Annotated in this window: 24 protein-coding genes and 1 tRNA gene; 15 read left to right on the top strand and 10 right to left on the bottom strand. The window is 41.5% G+C overall.

Features of this window, described 5'->3' with window-relative positions:
- The first annotated feature begins 143 nt into the window (after positions 1-143).
- Positions 144-1,286, top strand: coding sequence for an acyl-CoA dehydrogenase family protein (locus QOL76_RS07225; RefSeq protein ID WP_283412364.1), 1,143 nt, complete (start codon positions 144-146; stop codon positions 1,284-1,286).
- A 183-nt stretch (positions 1,287-1,469) separates the two neighbouring features.
- Here the strand turns inward: QOL76_RS07225 and QOL76_RS07220 are convergent, their stop codons facing one another.
- The 8 genes from QOL76_RS07220 to QOL76_RS07185 form a co-directional block, all read right to left on the bottom strand.
- Entirely contained in the window at positions 1,470-2,204 is a 735-nt protein-coding gene (locus QOL76_RS07220; protein WP_283412363.1) for an MIP/aquaporin family protein, read from the bottom strand.
- The gene (gene glpK / locus QOL76_RS07215) at positions 2,204-3,703 is read right to left on the bottom strand and encodes a glycerol kinase GlpK (protein ID WP_283412362.1); all 1,500 of its coding nucleotides are present in this window, start codon (positions 3,701-3,703) and stop codon (positions 2,204-2,206) included. The genes QOL76_RS07220 and glpK overlap by 1 nt, the downstream gene beginning before the upstream one ends.
- A 17-nt stretch (positions 3,704-3,720) precedes the next feature.
- Complete coding sequence (locus tag QOL76_RS07210; RefSeq protein ID WP_283412361.1) at positions 3,721-5,286, bottom strand: glycerol-3-phosphate dehydrogenase/oxidase; 1,566 nt, start codon at positions 5,284-5,286, stop codon at positions 3,721-3,723.
- Between the two features lie 86 nt (positions 5,287-5,372).
- Positions 5,373-5,870 carry a SixA phosphatase family protein gene (locus tag QOL76_RS07205; RefSeq protein WP_283412360.1) on the bottom strand — a complete coding sequence of 166 codons (498 nt, stop codon included), beginning with the start codon at positions 5,868-5,870 and terminating at the stop codon, positions 5,373-5,375.
- Positions 5,871-6,065: 195 nt separating this feature from the next.
- The gene (locus tag QOL76_RS07200) at positions 6,066-6,800 is read right to left on the bottom strand and encodes an RluA family pseudouridine synthase (RefSeq protein ID WP_283412359.1); all 735 of its coding nucleotides are present in this window, start codon (positions 6,798-6,800) and stop codon (positions 6,066-6,068) included.
- Positions 6,801-7,064: 264 nt separating this feature from the next.
- Positions 7,065-7,637 carry an anthranilate synthase component II gene (locus QOL76_RS07195; protein ID WP_283412358.1) on the bottom strand — a complete coding sequence of 191 codons (573 nt, stop codon included), beginning with the start codon at positions 7,635-7,637 and terminating at the stop codon, positions 7,065-7,067.
- Positions 7,621-8,166: a CvpA family protein gene (locus tag QOL76_RS07190; RefSeq protein ID WP_283412357.1), complete on the bottom strand. Its 546-nt coding sequence runs from the start codon at positions 8,164-8,166 to the stop codon at positions 7,621-7,623. Before QOL76_RS07190 ends, QOL76_RS07195 begins: the two co-directional genes overlap by 17 nt.
- 1 nt (position 8,167) lies before the next feature.
- Positions 8,168-8,620: a GatB/YqeY domain-containing protein gene (locus QOL76_RS07185; RefSeq protein WP_283412356.1), complete on the bottom strand. Its 453-nt coding sequence runs from the start codon at positions 8,618-8,620 to the stop codon at positions 8,168-8,170.
- A gap of 62 nt (positions 8,621-8,682) precedes the next feature.
- Between QOL76_RS07185 and QOL76_RS07180 the strand changes: the two genes are divergently transcribed.
- The 13 genes from QOL76_RS07180 (at position 8,683) to QOL76_RS07120 (ending at position 23,080) form a co-directional block, all read left to right on the top strand.
- Positions 8,683-9,399, top strand: coding sequence for a pyridoxine 5'-phosphate synthase (locus QOL76_RS07180; RefSeq protein ID WP_283412355.1), 717 nt, complete (start codon positions 8,683-8,685; stop codon positions 9,397-9,399).
- 105 nt (positions 9,400-9,504) lie between these two features.
- Positions 9,505-10,263, top strand: coding sequence for an alpha/beta fold hydrolase (locus tag QOL76_RS07175; protein WP_283412354.1), 759 nt, complete (start codon positions 9,505-9,507; stop codon positions 10,261-10,263).
- A 99-nt stretch (positions 10,264-10,362) separates the two neighbouring features.
- On the top strand, positions 10,363-11,073 hold the full coding sequence (locus tag QOL76_RS07170; protein ID WP_283412353.1) for an SAM-dependent methyltransferase: 711 nt from the start codon (positions 10,363-10,365) through the stop codon (positions 11,071-11,073).
- 3 nt (positions 11,074-11,076) lie between these two features.
- Positions 11,077-12,147 (top strand): dipeptidase, encoded by a 1,071-nt coding sequence (locus QOL76_RS07165; RefSeq protein ID WP_283412352.1) that lies wholly within the window; start codon positions 11,077-11,079, stop codon positions 12,145-12,147.
- A gap of 93 nt (positions 12,148-12,240) precedes the next feature.
- A complete protein-coding gene (locus QOL76_RS07160) occupies positions 12,241-13,578 on the top strand; it encodes a PEGA domain-containing protein (RefSeq protein ID WP_283412351.1) in 1,338 nt (445 codons plus the stop codon).
- Between the two features lie 221 nt (positions 13,579-13,799).
- The gene (locus tag QOL76_RS07155) at positions 13,800-14,498 is read left to right on the top strand and encodes an orotidine 5'-phosphate decarboxylase / HUMPS family protein (protein ID WP_283412350.1); all 699 of its coding nucleotides are present in this window, start codon (positions 13,800-13,802) and stop codon (positions 14,496-14,498) included.
- Positions 14,499-14,510: 12 nt separating this feature from the next.
- Positions 14,511-15,548: a zinc-binding dehydrogenase gene (locus tag QOL76_RS07150; RefSeq protein WP_283412349.1), complete on the top strand. Its 1,038-nt coding sequence runs from the start codon at positions 14,511-14,513 to the stop codon at positions 15,546-15,548.
- 1 nt (position 15,549) lies between these two features.
- A complete protein-coding gene (locus tag QOL76_RS07145; protein WP_283412348.1) occupies positions 15,550-16,347 on the top strand; it encodes an SDR family NAD(P)-dependent oxidoreductase in 798 nt (265 codons plus the stop codon).
- A 169-nt stretch (positions 16,348-16,516) separates the two neighbouring features.
- Complete coding sequence (locus QOL76_RS07140; RefSeq protein WP_283412347.1) at positions 16,517-17,404, top strand: sugar phosphate isomerase/epimerase family protein; 888 nt, start codon at positions 16,517-16,519, stop codon at positions 17,402-17,404.
- A gap of 159 nt (positions 17,405-17,563) precedes the next feature.
- A complete protein-coding gene (locus QOL76_RS07135) occupies positions 17,564-18,442 on the top strand; it encodes an SMP-30/gluconolactonase/LRE family protein (protein ID WP_283412346.1) in 879 nt (292 codons plus the stop codon).
- 25 nt (positions 18,443-18,467) lie between these two features.
- A complete protein-coding gene (locus tag QOL76_RS07130) occupies positions 18,468-19,355 on the top strand; it encodes a sugar phosphate isomerase/epimerase family protein (RefSeq protein WP_283412345.1) in 888 nt (295 codons plus the stop codon).
- Between the two features lie 282 nt (positions 19,356-19,637).
- Positions 19,638-21,116, top strand: a complete 1,479-nt coding sequence (locus tag QOL76_RS07125) for an MFS transporter (protein ID WP_283412344.1) — start codon at positions 19,638-19,640, stop codon at positions 21,114-21,116.
- Positions 21,117-21,127: 11 nt separating this feature from the next.
- Positions 21,128-23,080, top strand: coding sequence for an alpha-amylase family glycosyl hydrolase (locus tag QOL76_RS07120; protein WP_283412343.1), 1,953 nt, complete (start codon positions 21,128-21,130; stop codon positions 23,078-23,080).
- Here QOL76_RS07120 and QOL76_RS07115 read toward each other — a convergent pair.
- Both QOL76_RS07115 and QOL76_RS07110 read right to left on the bottom strand, forming a co-directional pair.
- Entirely contained in the window at positions 23,073-24,125 is a 1,053-nt protein-coding gene (locus tag QOL76_RS07115) for a LacI family DNA-binding transcriptional regulator (protein ID WP_283412342.1), read from the bottom strand. The genes QOL76_RS07120 and QOL76_RS07115 overlap by 8 nt on opposite strands.
- A 68-nt stretch (positions 24,126-24,193) precedes the next feature.
- Positions 24,194-24,265: transfer RNA gene (locus tag QOL76_RS07110), tRNA-Arg, on the bottom strand.
- A gap of 308 nt (positions 24,266-24,573) precedes the next feature.
- On the opposite strand from QOL76_RS07110, the gene QOL76_RS07105 reads away from it, so the two are divergent.
- Positions 24,574-25,179: a 30S ribosomal protein S16 gene (locus QOL76_RS07105; protein WP_283412341.1), complete on the top strand. Its 606-nt coding sequence runs from the start codon at positions 24,574-24,576 to the stop codon at positions 25,177-25,179.
- The last annotated feature ends 9 nt before the right edge of the window (positions 25,180-25,188 follow it).

Raw genomic sequence — 25,188 nt, 5'->3', positions numbered from 1 at the left:
GATTATTTCTCTCTAAGCTTATTTATCTGATTGAGAAAGAGTTAAAAATAAAATTTAGTATGGAATCCTTCAATTTGCTGATTCCAAACTATTTCTGAATCTTAGGGTTCTTAATAAGAGACGATAAACCCAAATAGCTAAACATGTTAGATTTTAATCAAAATGAAAATCAGCGAATGATCGCAGAGATGATTCGTGATTTTGGAGCCAAAGAAATCACCCCTTTTCGCAAGGATTGGGATGATAGGTCGCATTTCCCCATAGATCTTTTTAAAAAATTAGGCGAACTCGGACTCATGGGAGTTTTGATTCCTACTGAATATGGAGGCTCTGGTTTTGGATACTTAGAATATGTCACCGCTATCGTGGAGCTTTCCAAGCTTGACCCATCTATAGGCCTCTCTATGGCAGCTCATAATTCGCTTTGTTCTGGGCATATTATGATGTTTGGAAATGAAGAGCAAAAGAAAAAATACTTGCCCAAACTTGCCACATGCGAATGGCTAGGCGCTTGGGGCTTGACAGAGCCCAATACCGGTTCTGATGCCGGTAATATGAGAACTGTCGCCAAGAAAGAAGGTGATTCTTGGATTATCAACGGTGCTAAAAACTTCATTACACATGGTGTCTCTGGCGACGTAGCTGTAGTGATCGCACGAACTGGTGAAATCGGTGATTCCCATGGAATGACTGCCTTTATCGTAGAGCGAGGCACTTCAGGATTCAAAGGCGGAAGAAAAGAAGATAAGCTGGGTATGCGCGCTTCGGAAACTGCTGAGATGCTTTTCGATGATTGCATTGTTCACGAAAGTCAGGTATTAGGCGAAGTTGGAGATGGCTTTATTCAATCCATGAAGATTCTGGATGGTGGGAGAATTTCCATTGCAGCATTAGGCCAAGGTATTGCCGAAGGAGCATTGGAAGCATCTATTCAATATTCAAAAGAAAGACATCAATTCAATAAGCCTATCAGCTCCTTTCAAGGCATTTCCTTTAAGCTTGCTGATATGGCAACTCAGGTTGAGGCTTCCAGCCTGTTAATCTTTAAAGCCGCTGATCTCAAAAACCGAGGAGAAAAAGTGACTTTGGCTGGAGCTCAAGCAAAATATTTTTCTTCTGAAGTGGCTGTGTCCGTTTCCAATGATGCGGTCCAAATCTTTGGTGGATATGGTTTTACCAAAGACTATCCAGTGGAGAAATTCTACCGTGACTCCAAGCTTTGTACGATTGGCGAAGGAACTTCTGAAATACAAAAGATGGTAATTGCCCGGGAGATATTGAAATAATCTTTATTTAATCAAAATGAGAAAAGCCTGAAATCTTACCAGATTTCAGGCTTTTCTCATTAGAAACGGATATTCGGTGATCGTAATCACCAAATAGACGTATTTCTGGTGATTACGATCACTGAAATTACATTTTTGCCGATAAAATGGGATTTAGTATTCGAAGATAATTTCCAGAATTAATCAAGATCCCGCCACCAAATATAGTCCTGCAGCCAAAGCCGCACCTACAATTGGTCCTAAAACAGGGACCCAGGAATAACCCCAATCAGAACTTCCTTTGTCTTTTATCGGCAAAATGGAGTGCATGAGTCTTGGACCAAAATCACGGGCAGGGTTGATGGCATAACCAGTAGTTCCTCCTAAAGCCAAGCCAATTACCCAAACCAAAAATGCAACGGGAATTGCTCCCAGAGAACCCATGCCTATCGGAGTTTTATTGCTGTCTCCTATTTCGACTCCATCGTTATAGAGGATCACTAAAATCAGGACAAAAGTCCCAACTACCTCCGAAAAGAAATTTAAAGGCAGGTTTCTTATCGCAGGAGAAGTGCCAAATGGCGCAGCCTTCAATCCTGCATCATCCGAAGCATCGTAATGATCCTTATAGAACAGCCAAGCTATTCCAACTCCAATCATTGCCCCCAAAACCTGAGCAATAATATATCCCGGCGCCATCGCCCATTCAAATTGCCCTGTCAAAGCGAGGCCGATAGTTACCGCTGGATTCAAGTGCGCGCCACTGTATGGCCCTGCTACCACTACCCCAACATAAACTGCCAAAGCCCAAGCCGTACTAATCTCCATGATTCCTCCACCATGACCTTTGGTTTTTGGTAAAAGCATGTTCGCAACAACTCCTGAACCCAATAATAGTAACAGACCTGTTCCTATTAATTCTGCTAGATATACATTCATTATTCAACCCAGTTTTTTGAGCGCTCCACCGCTTTGTGCCAAAAATGTATCAATTTATCTCGATCTGTTTTTTCCATACTTGGAGTAAAGCTTTTATCAGCATTCCATAGCTCTTGGATTTCATCTCGATCCTCCCAAAACCCAATTGCTAAGCCCGCCAAAAATGCTGCTCCAATAGCTGTGGTCTCGATAATCTCTGGTCGTTTGATTTCGCAATCCAGCAAGTTTGCCTGAAACTGCATCAGAAAATTATTGGCTGTAGCCCCACCGTCTACACGAAGTTCTTTGGTTGGCTTGCCGGCATCCTTTTCCATAGCTTTTAGCACATCATAAACTTGGTAAGCAATTGCTTCCAAAGCCGCCCTAGCCATATGCGCTTTCTCTGTACCTCTGGTGATTCCAAAAAAAGCTCCTCTGGCATTTTGATCCCAATGCGGCGCCCCCAAACCTGAAAGTGCAGGAACGAAGTAAACCCCATCATTTCCATCTATACTTTCTGCCAAACGCTCACTTTCTCTCGCATGACCCAAAAGTCCTATTCCATCTCTAAGCCATTGAATAGCTGCTCCGCCAATAAATACTGAACCTTCCAAGGCATAATTGATCTCGTCTCCGATTTTCCATGCAACAGTAGTAAGCAATTGATTCTTTGATCTGACCGCTTCAGAGCCGGTATTCATGACCAAAAAGCATCCCGTACCATAGGTGGTTTTTGCCATGCCCGGCTCGGTGCAAAGTTGCCCGAAAAGGGCAGCCTGCTGATCCCCGGCAATTCCAGCGATTGGGATTTTTACGCTTAAGACATCTCCAGCAGTTTCGCAATAGACTTCGCTGCAGGATTTTACGTCTGGTAAAAGCGATGCAGGAATCTCAAACAAATCCATCAACTCTTGATCCCATTCCTGCGAATGAATATTGAAAAGCATGGTACGGCTGGCATTTGTGATATCTGTGATATGCGTCTTGCCGGAAGTGAGGTTCCAAATCAGCCAGGAATCTACCGTTCCAAAAGCAAGTTCACCAGCTTCAGCTTTTTTTCTTGCTCCATCTACATTATCTAGAATCCATTTGATTTTGGTGGCAGAAAAATACGCGTCAATGATCAAACCTGTCTTGGAAACTACCATTTCAGAATGTCCCTTATCCTTCAGCTCGTTACAGTAATTGGCAGTTCGGCGATCTTGCCAGACAATGGCGTTATAAATCGCTTTGCCTGTTTTTCTATCCCAAACGATAGTCGTTTCCCGCTGATTGGTGATACCAATGGCAGCCACCTGATTTGCTTTGATTTTTTTATTGACCAGGGATTCTATCATCACAGATGACTGGGAAGTCCAGATTTCATCCGGATCATGTTCTACCCAACCTGCTTTGGGGAAATGTTGCTTAAAATCCTTTTGGGCGACTGAGATAATCTTGCCTTTTTTATCAAAAAGAATGGCTCTAGAACTTGTAGTACCTTGGTCTAGAGCCATTATATAGGTATTATTTTGGCTCATTTTGGGTTATTTGTGGGTTATTTTTTAATCAAATATTTCGAAGCTGTCCTATTAAAGTCAGCCAATTCAGATTCTATCCATGCTTCGTCTTTCTCCAATTCAGCAGCCATCAACCTAGCTACTGTAGGAGCCGAATCTATGGAAGCCTGTGCATCTAGGAATAGCATTCTTATTCTCCTGGCCAATACATCCTCCACCTTCACCGCCATCTCTTCACGCACAGCCCAGATCACTTCTGCCTCTATATTGGGGAAATCAGGATGCAGCTTTGCTTCCCAAGTTTCGTTTTCCTTTATAAGGTCTTGGATAGGCTTGGCATCAAACCCATAAATTCCCCAGTGACCTTCAGGAACACGGTTGGTTGCCCCATGGATTTTCATATCCAGAGACTTACTGTCTCTCAGTTTTTCACCAGTGACTTTTGTGAAATACTCCACTGTATCTTCACCCATTTTCCGGAATGTAGTCCACTTCCCTCCAGTCAAAGTAACCAATCCGCTTTCTGATAAAATCACTTTATGAGAGCGTGAAATCTCTTTGGTTTTCGTACTTCCTTCTTTTGGTCTAGCAAGTGGTCTAAGGCCTGCGAAAACCGACTTTACATCTGCTCTTGTAGGTTTTTTAGCCAAATATCCTGCAGCAGTTTCCAGCACAAAATCGATTTCTTTCTGAAGTGCCTCAGGTTCTAATTTTGGCTTTTCACGAAGCGTGTCGGTAGTTCCTACCACGAGCTTTCCATGCCATGGAACAGCAAAAAGTACTCTTCCATCTTTCGTTTCAGGGATCATCAGGGCGTCTTTTCCACCTAGAAAATCAAGATCTAAAACCAAATGAATTCCTTGACTAGGCTGAATCATTCTTGCAGCCTCAGGATTATCCATCTGTAAAATTTTATCCGCAAAAACTCCGGTGGCGTTCACTACCATTTTTGCATTGACTAAATATTTTTCCTTGGTCAGTTTATCCGAAACATTCAATCCGGTAATCTTTCCAGCTTCATTTTTCACCAAACTGTTCACACTGACATAATTCAACACGCAGGTGCCAGCTTCATCTGCCGACTGGGCAATATTCAGTGCTAGTCTTGCGTCATCAAACTGTCCATCGTGATAAACCACTCCACCATAAAGACCATCAGGTTTGAGTCCCGGAAGACGTCTGAGAGTTTCTTCAACAGAAATAAATTCTGACTTGCCAAGACTCAATCTGCCAGACATCCAATCGTAAACCTTCAGGCCGACACTATACATCATGCGGTCCTTCCAGGTATAAATCGGGATAATAAAAGGTTGGTCATGGGCTAAGTGAGGGGCATTTTGCAATAGCTTACCACGCTCTTTGAGTGCTTCGAACACTAACCCCACATCGCCCTGAGCAAGATACCTCACTCCTCCATGTACGAGTTTGGTACTTCGACTTGAGGTACCTTTGGCAAAATCAGCTTTTTCAAAAAGAACGACCGACAGACCTCTTGAGATGGCATCCAAGGCCACTCCTAATCCAGAAGAGCCTCCGCCTATGACGGCAATGTCCCAAATTTTAGTTGTGTCTTGTAGCTGGCTGAGGTTTTCTGGGCGATTCATAGAATTTAAAATATAGATTTTAAGGTAGGGAAAAAATCGGAAAAGAGAGGATTGAATGAATTTTACAAGCTACTGACTTACCAAAATCAATAATCTTTATATGTCTTCCTTACCACAACGGAATTGCCATCTTTTTCTAAAGTTACCTCATAGATAAAATTGTACTCTGAATCCTCTAAATCCTGGAATTTCTCACCGTCTCCTACAAAATAGTTGGCAACCTTTCCCACTGTATTACTATGACCAACTACCAAGATGTTTCCTTCTAGGCTTCTAAGTTGTTCGACTAACGCATCATGATTCTTTGGATCGTAAATTTCTATTTCAATTCCTGCCTCACTTGCAGTGGGAGCCGCTGTCAATCGGGTTCGATTATAGTCGGTACTGAAAATATGAGTGATCTTTTGATCCGCTAGAATCTGTGCAAGCTTTCTTGCTCGTACATCTCCAGCAAGCAATAGTTCAGGATCATTCCCGGTTAACTGCTTTTCAGCATGGCGGACGATGTAGATGGTTTTTGGCTGTTGCTTACTGGAGCAAGCGGCGGCTAAGGATACAATTAAAAACAGGAGTATGTATTTCATAGTGAAAAGTTAAAGAATTCTTTAAATGAATTTTAGTCATGTATGAAAAATGAAAAGTCAGAAGAAAAAAATAGCGAGAATAGAAAAAGAAGAACTAAAGACTACTAAACTTAGCGCTTCTCTGAGTAAAACTCCGCGTTCACTGCGGTAAATAAAAAAACCTCCGAGATTAATGAAATCCCGAAGGTTATGTAGTTATCCGCTAAAGGAATTATCTAAATGCTGGTCTTTCGTCTTGATGGTTTCGAATTCCAAGAATTGCTCCCAGAACTCCTCCTCTGGCACAGCAGCTCTTAGGTAAAGCTTCTCCTTTTTGATTGGATGAACAAATACCAGATTGAATGCATGTAGGTTGATACTCGCATCTGGATTAGGCTTCGCAAAGCCATACTTGATATCTCCACGAATCGGGCAACCCATAGATGCAAGCTGTACGCGAATCTGATGTGGACGACCGGAAACAGGACGCACTTCGATCAACCAGTGGTCATTCATAAAACCAAGTGTCTTGTAATTCAACTCAGCTTTTTGGGAACCTGGGACTTCTCGATCATGAGCTGTCACTACATTTTTCTGCTCGTCTTTAACGAGGTAATGTGTCAGCTTACCGCTTTCCTCTCTCGGTTTTCTTTTCACCAAAGCCCAATAAACTTTATGAATTTCTCGCTTGCGGAAAATCTCCATCATGCGCTCCAGGCCTTTGGAAGTTCGGGCAAAAGCTACCAATCCACTTACCGGACGATCCAGTCTGTGAATAGGATGAAGAAAAACTGCGCCTGGTTTATCGTATTTCTTAGCAATATATTCTTTGAGGTAATCCGTCAAGGTCTTATCCCCAGTCTTATCTCCCTGCACGAGTATGCCGGCAGCTTTATTTACTATCAAAAGGTGGTTGTCTTCATAGACAACCGTGAATGGCTTCTTTTTCATCTGTTTAATAATTGTTTTTCAATTGTCAGATGGAATCTCGCAGGGCATTTAAGCATTTCTCTTTGTCACTTTAAGAATATTGCTCGATTTCATAATCAGGTACAAAGGTAAGAATTTCGCAGGAGTTGAATAATTGATTTTTCAAAGCTCCTCAAAGGATATCCAAAACCCTTTAAGGTTCCGCCATTTCAAGAACTTAAATCAAATACGACTGTTCAATTCTCTAAAGATTAACCCTTGAAGGGTTTAGCTAGATGTATTCTCTTAACTTTCAACTTTTCGTAGCTCAACCCAGCTTTTCACCAGCTCCAACCCATACTCTGTCAGGTAGGCTTCCGGGTGATATTGAATCCCAAGAATCGGTAAACTTTTATGCGCCATGCCCATTATTTCTCCTGATTCAGTCTCCAAAATCACTTCAAGCTCCTCTGGCAAATTGGCTAATTGTAAGGAATGGTAACGGGTTACTTTAAAAGATTCAGGTATGTTTGTCGTGAATGGATGAGCTTTCGTCTTTCTGACTTGATGGACTTTCCCATGAGTGGGAACAGTATTCTTTTTCAGGTTTGCTCCAAAAAATTCCCCGATTGCCTGATGCCCCAGGCAAACACCCAGCACAGGAACTTTATCGTAATATTCAGCAAAGATTTTAGTTAGATTTCCAGCATTCTGTGGAATCCCTGGGCCAGGAGATAAAATTAATCCGTCAAAGTTCAGCTTTTTGATTTCCTCCATTGTGACATCATTGCGAAGTACAAGTAATTGCTCCCCGGTCTGCCTCAGCAAATCAGCCAACATGTGGCTAAAGGAATCAAAATTATCAATCAGTAGTAGCATCTTTGATATCCTCCACTACCTCATCCAGCTTCTTCAAACTTTCTTCTATACTTGGGAAAAACGGCTCAACTGCAGCAACAATTCCTGGCGCGATGGGCTCTATAAAATACAGCATTTCGGAATCCTTCGTCCACTTCTTAGGCATCTCCAATTTGAAAAGACTGGCTTGCCAGAAGAATAAACTGATAAAAAACGCTGCTTTCACCACTCCAAAAACAGCCCCAACTATAGCGTCCAAGGGTCCAAGAAGGACCATATCCATCACTTGCTTCAATATCCAGCCAGCTACTTTTATAAATAACAGCGTAAGAACGAAAACGACTATAAAACCAAAAATTGGAAAACCAAGATTGAATTCAGTGACATTTTCTGCCAACCAGTCATTCATTGGATCCATAAAATAAAGCCCCAGAATAATCGCGATCACAAAGCCAAAAAGGCCTAAGACCCCAAGAAGAAAACCTCTTCGGTATCCTTCATAGGCTCCTAGACCAAGAATGACTACTATGATGATATCTATGATGCTCAACTTAGCTGTTCAGTATGGCTTTCACTTTCTCAGAAATAACTTTGCCATCAGCTTTTCCAGCCAATTGCTTGCTTGCAACACCCATCACTTTACCCATATCTTTTGGACTTGTAGCTCCGGTTTGGGCGATAATCTCCTGAATAGCAGCAGTGATTTCTTCGTCAGTAAGTGCTTTTGGCAGAAATTCCTGCAGAACTTCCAGCTCAGCCATTTCTACCTCATACAAATCAGCTCTGTTTTGTTGCTGGTAGATATCTGCCGAATCCTTACGCTGTTTTGCAGCTTTGGTCAATAACTTCAACTCGTCCTCTTCAGTGATTTCAGCTTTTGCCCCGCTTTTAGTTTCCTCCAAAAGGATCAGCGACTTGATAGACCTCAACGCTCCCAATCGGGTTTTGTCTTTTGCGATCATTGCTGATTTAATTTCACTTTCTATTTTCTGCTTTAAACTCATTAGTCCTAAGTTTGTGTTACACTTCTAATAATACTGACAAAAATACCTTTTTCGACTCGGATATGACCAAGCTAAGCGTAAATATTAACAAGATCGCCACTCTTCGCAACGCCCGCGGAGCTGACAATCCCAATGTAGTGAAAGTAGCACTGGATGCAGAGCGCTTTGGCGCACAAGGGATTACCGTCCATCCACGGCCGGATGAGCGCCACATTCGCTATCAGGATGTACTCGATCTGGAGAAAGTAGTAACAACAGAATTCAACATTGAAGGGTACCCAGACAAGCGTTTTATGGAGCTGGTTCGCCTGGTAAAACCTGCTCAAGCAACGCTTGTACCTGACCCACCAACGGCGATTACCTCAAATAACGGTTGGGATACGATTTCAAATCAGGGAATGTTGAAGGATATCGTCGCCGAACTTCACGAGTCTGGCGTTCGTGTTTCGATTTTCATTAATCCTGAAGTCAAATATTTTGAACCAGCTAAACTCACAGGCACGGATCGTGTAGAGCTATACACCGAGCCTTATGCTTCCAACTATCACAAAGATCGGGATGCAGCTGTGAAACCATATGTAGAAGTAGCCGAAATCGCACAGGCACTTGGTCTTGGATTGAATGCCGGGCACGATCTTGATTTGCATAATCTGGCATTTCTGAAACAAAGCATTCCTTATCTCGATGAAGTTTCCATCGGCCACGCGCTAGTTTGTGATGCGCTTTATTATGGCTTGGAAAATACGATTCAGATGTACAGAAGAAAACTGGAATTCTAGTGTTGAATTGTACGATTAAAAATTGAAAAATTGTCAGAGAACAGGAATGATGGTTTGAGGTTCAAAGGATCTCGTAAATCGTAATTCGCATATCGTAAATCTAAAATGCAGTTAAATTTCAAAAAAATAGGCACAGGAAAGCCATTAATCATACTTCACGGACTTTTTGGTTCGGCGGATAATTGGTTCAGCATCTCCAAAGAACTCAAGGATAACTATACCCTTTACCTCATTGACCAACGAAATCACGGAGATTCTCCCCATTCGGAGGAGTGGAATTACGATGTCATGGTCGAGGATCTAAAAGAGCTGATGGATAAGGAAGGTCTGGAAAAAGCTTTCCTAATGGGACATTCCATGGGAGGAAAAACAGTGATGAATTTTGCGCTGAAATATCCTGAGAAAGTGGAGAAATTGATTGTTGCAGATATAGCTCCTCGATATTACGCCGTCCATCATCAAAGCATTTTGGAGGGATTAAATTCACTTGATCTTAGTGAAATTCAATCTAGAAAAGAAGCGGATGAGGAATTGGCTAAATACATTCCTGAGATTGGAGTAAGGCAATTTCTACTAAAAAGCTTAGGCAGAGATTCGGATGGATTTATGTGGAAAATCAATCTTCCGGTAATCACTGAGAATATCAACGAAGTAGGAAAGGCTTTGCCAGAAGGTAAAACCTACTCTGGACCAACTCTTTTTCTCGCAGGATCCAATTCTAGTTATGTGCAACAATCCGACTTGGATGATATTGATGCTTTTTTTCCAAACAATGAGGTGGAATTTATCGCAGATGCGGGACATTGGCTACATGCCGAACAGCCTGATGCGGTAGTAGAGGAAATCAGAAGGTTTTTGAAATAGGCTTGATTTTAGAGCAGTTTTAAGAATAAGAAAAGTTTCTAACCCTACACAACTCGATTTCATCAAAATTTCCGTTCTTTTTTAAACAACAAATCTAAAATGCCCAAAGGAAAACTCTTCCTCATACCGAATGTTCTCGCGGACAATACCCAAGATGCAGTTATCACTCCACAGGTGAGAGAAGTGATCGCAAACACCAAAGTATATCTGGTGGAAAACATGCGGACAGCACGCCGCTACATTTCCAGTTTGAAACTAGGGGTAAACTTGGATCATGTCCACATGGAAATTTTGGACAAGGGAACCTCTCCAGAGTTTATCAATCGACTCATGCAACCACTCATTAATGGTGCTGATATAGGAATTATTTCTGAAGCTGGATGTCCTGGAATCGCAGATCCAGGTGCCTTGGCTGTGGAACATGCGCATAAAAAAGGGATTCAAGTCGTTCCTCTTTCTGGCCCTAGCTCCATGTTTATGGCCCTGATGGGATCCGGTTTTTCCGGTCAGTCCTTCGCTTTTCACGGCTATTTGCCCATTGATAAAAAAGAAAAAGCAGCTGCTATTAAGAAGCTGGAAGCTGAATCACTTCGGGAAAGAAGAGCGCAAATCTTCATGGAAACGCCTTTCCGCAACAATCAATTGCTGGAAGATTTACTGAAGACCCTGGCTCCTCAAACCAAGCTTTGCATCGCAAAAAATATCACAGGATCGGACGAAATGATCTTGACCAAAACCGTTGAAGAGTGGAGGCAAATTCCGCTTGACCTACATAAAATCCCCACCGTTTTCGTGCTCCAAAGCTTCTGATCAATGTTTACAATCGACGCCCACCTCGACCTGAGTATGAATGCACTGGAATGGAATCGTGACCTCACGCTGCCAGTTTCAGAGATCAATGCAAGGGAAAAGGGCCTAAAGGATAAGCCAGATCGTGGAAATGCGGTGGTTTCTCTTCCAGCACTTCGAGAAGGAAATATCGGGTTGGTCGTCGCTACACAAATTGCACGCTATGTCGCACCGGGAAATCCGTTGCCTGGATGGCATTCCGCAGAGCAAGCTTGGGCTCAGACCCAAGGTCAATTAGCTTGGTATCAGGCGATGGTGGAAAAAGGTGAGATGGTGCAGATCAGAAATCTCGTTGATTTAGATGTACATTTAGCCCTCTGGGAAAATGATGAAGACAGCTCCAGCAAACCTGTGGGATTCATTCTTTCCCTTGAAGGAGCTGACTCTATTGTGAATCTGGATTATTTGGAAAAAGCATTTGAATATGGGCTTCGCGCTCTGGGACCAGCACATTATGGCCCTGGTAGATATGCTCACGGCACGGATGCCTCCGCCCCTCTCAATTCAAAAGGAAAAGAATTGTTGCGCAAAATGGATGAACTGGGAATTATCCTGGATGCAACTCATTTGTGCGATTTGGCTTTTTGGGAGGCACTGGAAATCTACAAAGGTCCTGTGTGGGCAAGTCATAATAACTGCCGAGCCTTGGTCGATCACAATCGCCAGTTTTCTGATGAAATGATTAAAGCCCTGATAGATCGTGGCGCAGTGATCGGAGGTGCAATGGATGCATGGATGCTGAGCCCGGGATGGGAAAGAGGAAAATCCACTCCACGCGAAAGAAATGTGACGTTAAATACTGTTTTAGATCACATGGATCATATTTGTCAGATCGCAGGTAATGCTAATCATATTGGAATTGGCTCAGATTTGGATGGCGCTTTTGGGACTGAGCAATGCCCCGCAGATATCACCACCATAAAAGACCTTAATAAACTCACTGATTCACTGTCAATTAGAGGATATTCCAATCAGGATATCAAAAAAATAATGCACGGAAACTGGTTAAATTTCCTCAGAAAAAACTGGGGATAAGTGTGGATAAATTGGACAATTCCTTGGTGTTTTAATTGCTTTAATACTTCATTTTGAATTATTTAGCGCAAGCTAAACGCAAACCACCAATTTATGAAGTATAAAAATTTACTCACACTCAGCCTACTTTTCCTTTTTTCTGCTTCCCTTTCCTTTTCTCAAAAACTTCAAATCACAGCCAATCATTCAGATGCAAAATTCATTTTGCTCAATGACTATGATGATTCTGATAAGCAAGAGTTAGGAACTGGAGCTATTGAATACAAACTTGAAAAAGATAGTAGAAACAGAATCAAAATCACCAAGCCAGGCTATGAGCCTGTGATTAAGGAATACAACCGAGACTTGAAATGGGATAAAGACCAATACGTGTCTTTGGATGCCCGAAGAGTTGAAATCACCGCTGAACCATATGATGCCGAAATCCTCGTGGATGGTAGAGTAATCGGTAGTAAGGCTATTTATCTTATCATACAAAAAGATCGTTTCCATACTGTTGAGATAAGAAAAGCTGGTTTTGCTCCAATCTCAAAAAGTTATTACAACTCACCGGATCGTGAGACCCCTCCTTCCAAGGATTATTTTGAACTGAAAGACAGACAAGTTCGCTTGGAAGTGATACCTGCAGATGGGGTGGTCACAGCCAATGGGGTCAGCGTAGGCCGAGGAAATCAAGACATAAAAATCCCTTTAAACGACTGTGTGACTGTCACTGTCAATAAGGACGGCTTTGTAGAGTACACTAAAGTTTTTTGTAACAAGCCTGACACAGACCCAGAACCTCCAGTTAGAGAAAAAGCACAATTAGAAGATCGATTGGTTAAAATCACCACGAACCCTAATGATGCAATCATTGAGATTGGAGGAAAAACAGTGGGCACCGGTAGTTACGATTTGAAGGTTCCTAAAAACGGAAATGTAGAAATCCGGGTAAAAAAGGATGGCTACGTCCGCTATGTGAAGAACTATTACAATCAGGCAAACATGCAGGAGCCACCAGTTACTGAATTTATAGAAATGAATGTAGATGAAGCCTATACTTCTTCAGTTTCATCAGATTTGGCCAATGTAAGAATTACAGTTCCAGTCAACACAGTTCATACTTCTGAAGAAGCTTGGAGAATTCTGAGCTCTATCATTACGAGATATTTTGACATCCTGGAAACAGTTGATTTCAACACGGGGTATTTGACTACTTCTTGGCAGGTACAGAACTTTCAGTCCAGTATTATCCGTACCAGAGTAATCGTTAGTAGCGGAGGAAATTCCGATCAATTAGCCTATGCAATCAAATTGATCAGTCAGGAAGCATACCTAGATGGTCAAAATCAAGTGACTGTGAAAGACGATGAGAAATTCGAGGACTGGGCGAGAATTCTTAAGAAATATGAAGGACTAATCGAAGAAGTTCAAGCGAGACTTCAGCAATAAGTCTCTTTTCTATTGGCTTAAAAGCTCCACCTGATATTCGGGTGGAGTTTTTTTTGTCCATTATGCATGATAGAAACCCCCAATCAAATGTTATGCATTTCTTCAAAATATAATCTTCCTTTTATCCCAAATCAGGAAAGTATCTTTTCCGATTTTCCTTATCTTAAAAATCTTAGCAATAGTTAACCCTTTTTATAGAAATACTTGTAACCCAACCCAAAATGAAACCTATAGTACAAATCTCTTTAGATCTGACGGACATTGATGAAGCGCTGGAAACGGCCGCTTTGGCTATGCGAGCTGGGGTAGATTGGCTTGAAGCCGGCACTCCCTTGATCCTTGCCGAAGGACTACATGGAGTGAGAAAATTGCGGGAAGCCTTCCCCGGTGTTCCAATCGTCGCTGACCTAAAAACCATGGACGGAGGCTACCTGGAAGCAGAGATGATGGCAAAAGCGGGAGCAACCCATGTAGTGGTGATGGCAAGAGCACATAAGGAAACCATCAAATGTGTGGTGCAAGCAGGAAAAGATTATGGAGTGAAAGTGATGGGTGATAACTTGGGTTGCCCTGATATGGTGGAAGGAGCAAGATTCTTAGAGGATTTGGGATGTGACTTTGTGATCCATCATATTGGATACGATGAGCGAAGAGGAATTGCCGCAGCGGGCCACAGAATGCCAAGTCCATTGGATCAATTACGTGAAGTGGTGAAAGCTGTAAAAGTGCCAGTGCAGGCAGTGGGCGGACTTTCGCTTGAACAAGCCATTCAATGTCCACAATATGGAGCGCCACTTGTAGTTCTAGGTGCACCACTGACAATAGATGCTGACGCATTCAAAACTGCTGATGGTGATCTTGAAGCCTCTCTTAGGAAAATCTGCGCAGCTATACATTCTCAAAAGATCAGTAACTTTTAAACCTACCATTTCATGTCAATACTAGGTAAATCAGCCGCCGTAGTTAATTTTTCAGAAAAAAAAGGCTCAGTAGAAATCAGAGAAATTCCTGTTCCGGAAATTGGAGATGAGGACATTTTATTGGAAGTAGAAAATGTGGGTGTTTGCGGAAGCGATCTGCATCAGTGGACTTCAGATCATAGCTGGCCCGTTAATTATCCGGTTGTTTTAGGTCATGAATTTGGAGGAAAAATAGCAGAGGTTGGAGATCGGGTGAATGGCTGGAAGATCGGGGATCGGGTAGTCAGTGAAACGGCAGCGGTCATCGATCCACAGAATCCCATGAGTAAAACAGGATTGTATAATCTTGATCCAACCAGAAAAGGATTCGGCTACGGAGTAAATGGAGCCATGACACGATTCGTGCGAGTTCCCGCCCGTTGCCTCCACCGTGTTCCAGAAGGTCTTTCCTTTGAGGAAGCATGCCTCACCGAACCATGCTCGGTGGCCTACAACGCTGTTGCTGTCAATTCCCATATCAAACCAGGGGATCGAGTACTTGTTATCGGCCCTGGAACTATCGGGATTCTTTGCGCTGCTGTGGCAAAAATTTGCGGTGGAGATGTGGCCATTTTAGGTTTGGAAAAGGACCGAGGTAGATTGGAAATAGCAAAAAGCTATGGGGTCACTCCCACCATCAACGATGCTTCAGAATGGGCAAGAAAAACAGATGGGTTGGGAGCAGATCTGATTATAGACGCAGCAGGAATCAGCGCCACTTTGAAAATCGCCATGGATCTCGTGCGACCAAATGGGCAAATCACCAAAGTGGGCTGGGGACCAAGCCCTTTCAATTTTTCTTTAGATCCATTAGTACAGAAAAATGTGCGCCTGCAAGGAAGCTTCAGCCATAATTGGCCGATTTGGGAAAAAGTTATTGGCTTACTTTCCAGTGGAACATTAGATGTAAAACCAATCATAGGAGGAGTTTGGCCGATAACAGAATGGCATGAAGCCTTTGAGAAAATGCATAGTGGAGAAGTAGTAAAAAGTGTATTAAAACCTGTTTAAGATGAGATTAAAAGACAAAGTGATCATCGTCACTGGGAGCACGATGGGAATTGGCAAAGCCATTGCCAAAAAGGTAGTATCAGAAGGGGCAAAAGTGATCATTCATGGCTTGGAAGAGGATCTGGCCATTCAGGCAGTATCTGAACTCGGAGCTAAAAACGCAAAACTGCATATAGAAGATCTCTCTAATGAAGGAGCTACGCAAAGACTGGTTGACTTGGCGATTAGCACTTGGGGAAGACTTGACAGCATAGTTAATAATGCTGCAATCGTGGCAGCATCAGATATTCACACTACTGATAAAGCATTTTTAAACAAACTAATGGAGGTAAATACTTATGCCCCATTATTTCTTATCAAATCCGCATTGCCTCATTTGATTGAAAGTCATGGAGCAGTCTTGAATATCGGTTCGATCAATGCATGGAGCGGTGAGCACAATCTATTGGCATACAGCATTACTAAGGGCGCAATAATGACCATGACCAGGAATTTGGGAGATTCCCTTTTCCGGGAAAATGGTGTGCGGGTCAATCAAATTAATCCAGGCTGGGTGCTTACCGAAAAGGAAATTGAGCGAAAAAAGGAACATGGACTTTCGGATACTTGGTACAAGGAATTATCTAAAATGTATGCTCCTGCAGGAAGAATTATTTGGCCAGAAGAAATCGCAGCGGCATGTATTTATTGGCTTTCCGATGAAAGCGGACCGATCAGCGGTCAAGTTGTTGATTTGGAGCAATTCCCGATGATTGGAAGAAACATTCCAAAGGACGCGACGACCATTCCACACAAATAATGGAGGTAGTTATCAGAAGAGATTGCTGTTGCCTTAAAACCTTTGCTTATCAGGCTGGAAGACCGAAGACGGATGACCGAAGCCCCTAAACTCAAGAGTTTAACAGCAACTTCTTTGCTTTAGGTTTTTAATAAATACCAATAAAAACAAACTTCAAAAACAGTACACAATGCCCAAAATTGCCGCCTTCCCAAAAGCTTTCATGCAAGCACTCTGCAAAGATGGAAGTATGAAATTGTCGGAGTGGATAGAACTTTCCGCAGCACTAGAAATTGATGGATTGGAGTGGTATGCAGGTTTTCTGGAAATGGAAAAAGAAGACAACTGGCGCGTATTTCGAAGAATGGTGGAAGACAAGGGAATGGTGATTCCCATGATGTGCTGTTCCCCGGATTTCACTCATCCTGACAAAGCTTTTCGGGACAAAGAAATTCAAAAACAGAAGCGTTGGATAGAGATGACGGATGAACTAGGAGGAAAATACTGCCGCGTACTATCTGGGCAATATAGGCCTGAGCTCACGGAAGATGAGGGAATAAAATATGCTTCTGAGTCAATTCAAGCCTGTTTACCTTATGCCAAGTCCCTTGGAATCACGCTGATATTGGAGAATCACTATAAAGATGACTTTTGGGATTATCCAGAGTTTGCGCAGAAAAGAGCCCTTTTCACCAAGTTGGTCAATAGCATCAAGCATACGAATTTCGGGGTGAACTACGATCCAAGCAATGCTTTCTTAGCAGGTGAAGATCCCCTCGATTTACTGTATGAGGTTTCGGAGCGAGTAGTCACCATGCATGCCAGTGATCGATTTTTGAAGTATGGCACCATTGAAGATTTGAACAATGAAGAAAGTGGCGTGACTGGCTATGCTGCGAGACTGAGTCATGGGGAAGTTGGCAAAGGCTTAAATGATTACGATGCCATTTTCACCGAGTTGAAACGGGTAGGTTTTGACAATTGGATCAGCATAGAAGATGGGGTCGATGGCATGGATCAACTACAGCGATCTGTGGCATTTTTGAAAAAGAAAATTGCTCAGTATTGGCACAATTGATTTAAGATTTATGATAACGGATTTACGAGATTTTTTAAAACCTCAGACACTTTGACTTCAGTCTATTTGACATTTGGAATGTGTCCACTTGGCTCATTGCAACTTTACAACCTTACAACTCATAAAATATAACAGTAAAACCTTAACTCCTGTCCTTCCTTGAAAACTTACATCTACACCTCCATCCCCTCTCAATGCTTCCTAGGCGAAGGACCTTATTGGCATGCAGGAAGACAAAGTTTTTTCTGGGTGGATATTGAAAACGGAAAGCTATTCGAACATCATCTCAAGACTGGGGAGACGAAAACGCGAAGTTACCCGCATTATTTGGCAGTGGTTTTAGAGTCAGAAGACGGAAATTTAATCTTAGGTTTAGACCGAAAGGTTGCACAGTTTGATTTGGAAACGGAAGAACTAACCTGGCTATGCGAAGTGGAATCAGATTATACCTTGCATCGCTTCAATGATGGAAAAGTGGATCCTAAAGGAAGAATTTGGATAGGAACTTTGAGCACCAAATTCACAGTGGGAGCAGGCTCGCTTTATTGTATCAATCGGGATTTAGAACCAAAAAATAAACTATCCAATTTGACTATTTCCAACGGAATGGCTTGGACAGAAGACAATCAAACTTTTTACTTTATCGATACACCTACTCGGCAAATCAAAGCCTTTCAATTTGATCTTGAAACTGGCGAAATAGAATTTGAAAAGATTGCTGTCGATATTCCAGAGGAATTGGGATTTCCTGATGGCATGTGCATCGACCGGGACGGAATGCTTTGGGTGGCACATTATGGAGGATCGGGGGTTTATCGCTGGAATCCAAAAAACGGTGAATTGCTGGATAAAATCGAGCTACCAGTTCCCCATATTACTTCCTGTTGCTTTGGTGGAGAAAACCTTGACACCCTATTGATCACATCTGCTCAGGAAAATATGAGCACAGAACAATTGAAGAAATTTCCGATGAGCGGCGATGTATTTTTAGTAAAAACTGCCTGCCAAGGCTATTTACCTTTCAAAAGCGAATTCTAATGCATCTTTAAATACAAATAAGACTATGAACCGAAATCAGAAAGATAAAATCCACATTATTGCCCTCCTTCTTTTTTTGGTCATTTGTCTTCCTTTTACAGGAAAATCACAGCAACAACTTCCTACAAAATTAAAGACCAGCCTAAATGCCTATTCATTTAATCGGCCATTGATGAAAGGGGAAATGAACCTAGATGAATTGTTGGAATATTGTGCCGCCAATCAATTTGACGCTGTTGATATTACAGCCTACTATTTCCCTGGTTATCCCGAGGTTCCTTCAGATGAGTATTTGTATCATATCAAACAGAAAGCTTTTCTTCTCGGACTTGAAATAAGCGGAACAGGAGTTCGCAACGATTTTACCGATCCAGATCCAGCCAAGCGAAGAGAAAGTGTGAAGTTGGTTAAAAATTGGATTTTGGCAGCAGAAAAAATTGGCGCTCCGGTTATTCGAGTTTTCTCTGGAACTGCTGATGTAAGTAATCTGCAACGCGAAGAAGTGATAAAATATATGGTTGCCGACCTCAAAGAATGCGCGGAATTTGGCAAAGCTCACGGGGTGGTAGTCGCAATACAAAACCACCATGATTTTCTTAAAACAGCCGATGAGACTATTGACATCATCAACCGAGTAAACTCAGATTGGTTTGGATTGATTCTGGATATTGGCAGTTTTCGTGCTGATGCATATCAGGAAATAGAAAAAGCAATTCCATACGCGGTGAGTTGGCAATTGAAAGAAAATTTATATCTGAATGGCGTGGAGCAAAAAACTGATGTCACCAAAATCATGGCCTTAATTAAGAAATCCGGTTACCGTGGGCATATCCCAATTGAGACATTGGGCGAAGGCGATCCTAAAGTGAAAGTTTCTGTTTTTCTTCAGGAAATACGAGAGGCAATGAAGTAAGAAAAAGAGTTTGAAAACTTTTTTTCACTCCTAATCCTAATTTTTTGAGCTGGTTTATAAAAAAAAATAAAAAATTTTAACCTCAGTTTTCTTTTGATTTCAACCGATTGAAACAGTAAATAAACACACAATTTCTCTTCTAAATAAGAGCAAACAGCGCCCTCACTGTACCTTACTATCATTTGTCTGAAGAGTTTAATGTGTATTTTAAACCTGATTTAAAGGATGCGAGTTACCTATTCCTTTAATCTCAGCCCAAAACGACTAACCCAAAAGAAACCAATGAGAAAACCTCAGCTCTCTCTTTCCCAGATTATCAATATGAACGTTGGCTTTTTTGGGATACAATATAGCTTTGGGTTGCAGCAGAGTGCAGTAAATCCAATTTATGATATGCTTGGTGCTGCTCCTGACGAAATCCCTATTTTGAATTTGGCAGGACCAATGACAGGGCTACTCATCCAGCCGATAATTGGAGCGTTAAGTGATAGTACTTGGAGTCCTAGATTTGGAAGAAGGAAACCCTTCTTTTTCATTGGTGCATTGATATGTAGTATTTGTCTGTTCTTTTATCCGTTTAGTAGCTCGCTTTGGATGGCAGCAGGACTATTGTGGGTTTTAGATGCTGCAAATAATACGGCGATGGAGCCGTATCGCGCTTTGATTGCAGATGTGCTTCCGGAGTCCCAATACAGCAAAGGCTTTCTTACACAAAGCTTCTTCACTGGCTTAGGAATTACCTTGGCAAACGTTTCCCTTTTTGTCTTTCAAAAATATATTCCAGGTATTGTGGGCTCTTTACCGGTCTGGGTTTATGCTTCTTTCTTTTTAGGTACGGTCTGTTCTATTGGCTCGGTCCTGTGGAGTATGTCCAAAACACCGGAATACCCACCATCAGAAGAGGAGTTAAAGATCTTGGAGGAAAAGAATAAGGGCATGCCTCATCCCGTCATTCAATTTTTCTTATCCATATTAACGACCTTGATCGGGTATTTAGCGCTATTTATTCTGCTTATTCCATCCATTTTTGATAGGACCATTATTAGAAAAACTATCAAATGGGCCGAAAATCATCCTACGGTAAAGGTTGTGTTTGCGCAAAACTTAGAGATAATTGAGTCTATAATTCAAATGCCTACTGTGATGTGGAAACTTGCTTTGGTGTATCTATTTCAGTGGTATGCCTTGTTTTGCTATTGGCAAAATGCAGCCAAAAGCATAGCCCAGTCTGTATGGAATACTAGCCCATTGGAGAATAAACAACTGTATGAGCAGGCAGTAGGATGGACAGGACTTGTAAATGGCTGGTATAATATTGTCACTTTTCTTTCAGCCTTTTTCCTAGCCAGAATGGCCACCAGATTTGGTCCTAAAAAAGTACATTTCATCTGTTTGATAATGGCAGGAGTTGGCCTTTTGGCATTTCCATTAATTGAAAATAAATACTTGCTATTTGCACCTATGACAGGCTTTGGAATTGCGTGGGCAAGCATGATGGGAGTCCCTTATTTACTGGTAGTCAACGAAATACCAAAGGAACGATATGGAGTGTATATGGGAATCATTAACATGATGATAGTAATCCCTATGATTTTCCAAACCCTGAGCTTTGGCTATATCTCCAAGACTTTCCTAGACAATAATCCTGGATCAGCAATCACATTCGCTGGCATTTTATTGCTTATGGGAGCCATTGCAGTATTGAGAATAAAAGAAACCACCAACATCGACAGTTCTGTAATGGGAGCTGGCGGACATTAAATTCTATCAAGATGTTTACATTAAATCAGTCTGCTCAATCTTTTGCAGTTGATATTTTATCAAAAAATGGATTTTCCCAGAAAGATGACCCCTCATTTTATCTGCGGCTCACTCAATCTATCGACACTATAGCTTTCCTTTTTGGAGAAATATATGGTCACTCTTATCAGGCAAACCAATTTTTCGAAGAGCTAGTACTCACCATAGCGAAAGCAAATCAGGAAAGGGGAAATGACCTAAAGCAAAGAGACAAGTCCAAAGAAGAATCTGGAAAATGGTTTCTCAGCAATGATCTGGTAGGAATGAGTCTATACGTAGATAGGTTTTCGGGTAATCTAAAAAGCATGGAAACCAAACTGGACTATTTTGAAGAACTGGGGGTTAATTTTCTTCATTTAATGCCTTTGTTTGAAAGTCCGGCAGGTGAAAGTGATGGAGGATATGCCGTATCTAATTTCAGGAAAATAGACGAGCGATATGGGACGTTGGCTGAATTAATTGACCTAAGAAAGTCCATGCAAAAGAAGGATATGTATTTAATGCTGGACATCGTATTAAATCATACTTCCCATCGTCATGAATGGGCAGAGAAGGCAAAGCAGGGAGATAAGGAATTTCAGGACTATTTCTACATGTATGATGATCGCTGGATTCCAAATCAGTTTGATGCATCCATGCCAGAAATTTTCCCAGAGAGCTCACCAGATAATTTCACTTTTGTACCTGAGTGTAATAAATGGGTAATGACTGTTTTTCATGATTACCAGTGGGACTTGAATTACATGAATCCTGCAGTTTTCAGGGCGATGCTAGACAATATTCTGTTCTATGGAAATCTTGGAGTGGATGTACTCAGAATTGACGCTCCTGCATTTATTTGGAAGCAGACAGGTACAAGCTCTCAAAACCTCCCACAGGCGCACACTTTATTACGGTTAATCAAACAATGTGTAGAAGTGGCCACTCCAGGAATGGCTATTTTGGGTGAAGCCATCGTAGCTCCTAAGGAGATTATTAAATATTTCGGATCCGGTGAGTTTTTGGCAAAAGAATGTGATTTTGCCTACAACGCCACGCATATGGCGCTACAATGGGATATGCTAGCCTCTGGAGAAACCAAGGTAATGCTTGCCGCCCAACATGAAATCCTCAAAAAACCCTATGGCACAAGCTGGATCACCTACACCCGTTGCCATGATGATATAGGTCTGGGATACGATGATTATATGATAGCTCAAACAGGAAAAAATCCATATGAGCATCGAAAGTTTCTCAAGGATTACTTCACCGGAAATCAAGCACACAGCCCTGCAAAAGGTGCTTTGTTCTCTTCCAACCCAAAAACCGGAGATGCGCGGATTAGTGGGTCATTAGCTTCTCTTTGTGGTTTGGAAAAGGCTTTGGAAGATCAAAATGAATTTAGCATTACTCTTTCAATTCAAAAAATAGTGTTGATGCAGGCGCATTCATTCTTTATCGGCGGATTACCAATTATTTTCTATGGCGATGAACTTGGGTACACAAATGATTATTCCTACCTGAATGATTCTGGTAAGAATTATGATAATCGTTGGATGCATAGGCCAGTAATGGATTGGGATAAAAACCAAAAGAGACAAAACTCCGGAAGTATTGAGAGTCAGATCTTTGAAAGCACTAAGAAATTAATTTCGATTAGAAAAAAATTGAATGTAGTGGCTGATCATAATAATCTGACATGGCTACCACCTCACAACATTCATGTGGCTGGATACTTGCGCAAATTTGGAAACCAAAAGCTTTACGGCGTTTTTAATTTCAGTGCAGAAACAGCATTCTTGACGTGGTATGCTTTTAAAGAACACACGCCAATTCCGGAAAAGCTACTTGATCATTGGACAGGACAGGAATTTAAGGTTGGGTTAGATCACGAATATTTGATCATGGAGCCATATACATTCCATTTATTTGAGCCGATTAATTAATCGGTTCTTGATCTTTGTGACTTTTAACCGAGGTAGATTCTCTAATAATGAGCTCAGTTTTCACTATGTGCGTTTGATCCGTACATAGTGCTTTTCCCCTTAGAATATTGATTAGAATTTCAGTGGATTTCACTCCCATCTCATATGCATGCTGGTCAACGGAACTTAAACCTGGGGACACCATTCCTGCGAGTTGCCAATTACTGAACCCCATAACCCCAACTTGTTCTGGAATTTGAAAATTCTTCTCTTTCAAATACTTTATTGCACCAATAGCAACCAGATCTGTTATGCAAAAAATCGCATCGGGAGGATTGTGTGATTCCATAAGTTTTTTAGTGAATTCATACCCCTCCTGCTCACTTATGTCTGTGCACTCTAATAAAAAATCTCCATGGATTTCAAATCCATTTGTCCTTAAAGCTTCCATATAACCTCTTTTCCTTTCTACTGAATTTTTGACATCAGCCCATCCCCCTATATGCGCAATTTTCTTATATCCTTTTTTTAGGAGATGCTCAACTGCATTAAAGGCACCCTGGAAATCATCAACAATTACTTTGGGAGTTTCCAGATAATCGGAGACTTTATCAAATTGAACAACTGGTTTTCCCTCTTCCAAAAACTCTTGTATATGCTTACCCTCAATTGTTTCATTGGAGATAGATATGAGTAATCCATCTATTCCTGAAGATAGTAGAGTTCTACAAGCAACAATTTCATTAGCTACTTTTTCATCTGTTTGACTTACAAACACACTATACCCATGTTTCTTGGCTGTTTGAATAGCTCCACTGATTACTGAAGAAAAAAAGTAGTGAATGAGCTCAGGTACCACTATCCCTAAGGTCATGGTTTTGTTTTTCCGGAAATTGACAGCCATGGTATTTGGCACATAATTATGCTTTTCGGCATATTCCTTGACCAGTTTAATCGTTTCGTCTGCTATTCCAGGATAGGCATTTAATGCTCTTGAAGCAGTAGAAATAGATATTCCAAGTTCTCTGGCAATATCTTTCAAGCCAATTCTTCTCTTTTCTGACATGTAGTTTGGGTTTCTAAATCGTATTTAATTTAGGTAATTGATTCCAAAAAACAGCCTGAGTGAAAAAGTAGCCCCGCTAGGAATCGAACCTAGATCTAGCGTTTAGGAAACGCTTGTTCTATCCATTGAACTACGGGGCCATATCAAATCATCCTTATAATTAAAGAAATAAATTCATTTAGCGTTTAGCAAATGCTTGGTATATCACCAACCAGCTGAAATAATTTGGACGCTCATTGATCTATCGGGTCATGTTAACATGAACTTATTGCTCATCAAAACCATTGATTAACCAGCCTTTGGACATTCTCCTGCAAGATAAAAGAAAAGCCCGCTTTCAGGCAAATATTCTTTAGCCAACTTATGGCTTTACAAGTATTTACACTATCTTTGCACTCCAAAATTAGGATGGACGGGTTCCATCCACTCACTAAATACATTATAATTTATGTCAGTAAAAATCAGATTAGCACGAAGAGGTAGAAGAAAAATGGCTATCTACGACGTGGTTGTAGCTGATGCAAGAGCTCCACGTGATGGACGCTTCATCGAAAAAATCGGATCTTACAATCCAAACACGAATCCTGCTTCTATTAACATCAACAATGAGCGCGCTCTTAAATGGTTGTTGAATGGAGCTCAGCCAACAGACACTGTGAAAGCTATGCTTTCTTACAGAGGTGTAATGCTGAAAAAACACCTTCAGATTGGTGTATTGAAAGGTGCAATCACCCAAGAACAAGCAGACGCGAAATTCGAAGCATGGTTGACCGATAAAGATACTAAAATTGCTGGAAAAACTGAGGGTATCACTGCTGCGAAAGCTGATGCTAAGAAGAAAGCATTCGATGCTGAAGCTGCTAAGAACCAAGCAAGACTTGATGCTATCAAAGCAAGAGAAGACGAGCAAAAAGCTCTTCTAGCTGCTGCTGAAGCTGCTAACAATCCTGCCCCGGTAGAAGAAGTTGCAACTGAAGAGGCTCCTGCTGCTGAGGCTGAAGCTCCTGCAGAAGAAAAAGCTCCTGAGTCTGGCGAAGACGAAGCAAAAGCATAATATAAATCC

Source organism: Algoriphagus winogradskyi, assembly GCF_900182815.1.
GTDB lineage: Bacteria > Bacteroidota > Bacteroidia > Cytophagales > Cyclobacteriaceae > Algoriphagus > Algoriphagus winogradskyi.
This window is presented reverse-complemented; position numbering and strand designations above follow the sequence as displayed.